The 242-nt window shown below is 37.6% G+C and carries 1 protein-coding gene; it reads left to right on the top strand.

Translation table 11 applies throughout. From position 1 onward, the window contains the following. Window positions 1-242, top strand: a 242-nt coding sequence (locus SB775_RS33160) for a vWA domain-containing protein (RefSeq protein ID WP_486360742.1), incomplete at both ends; no start/stop codon positions are given.

Raw genomic sequence — 242 nt, 5'->3', positions numbered from 1 at the left:
ACCGCGACGGATATATTATTCGTATCGTTTCTGAAAAACTTGCAAAAAGACCAGAAAAGCATAAATTCTTACTTGTCTTTACAGACGGTGAGCCTTCTGCGCTAGACTATCAACAAGACGGTATTTTAGATACGCATGAAGCTGTCAAACTTGCTCGTAAAAGTGGTATGGAAGTAATCGGAATCTTCATCGAAGAAGGTGAAGCGAAAGAAGCAACTTATCAATTAATGAAGAACATTTAT

Source organism: Peribacillus sp. SIMBA_075 (genome assembly GCF_046534585.1).
Note: the sequence above shows the minus strand (reverse complement) of the source record. Positions and strands in the feature narration are given on the sequence as shown.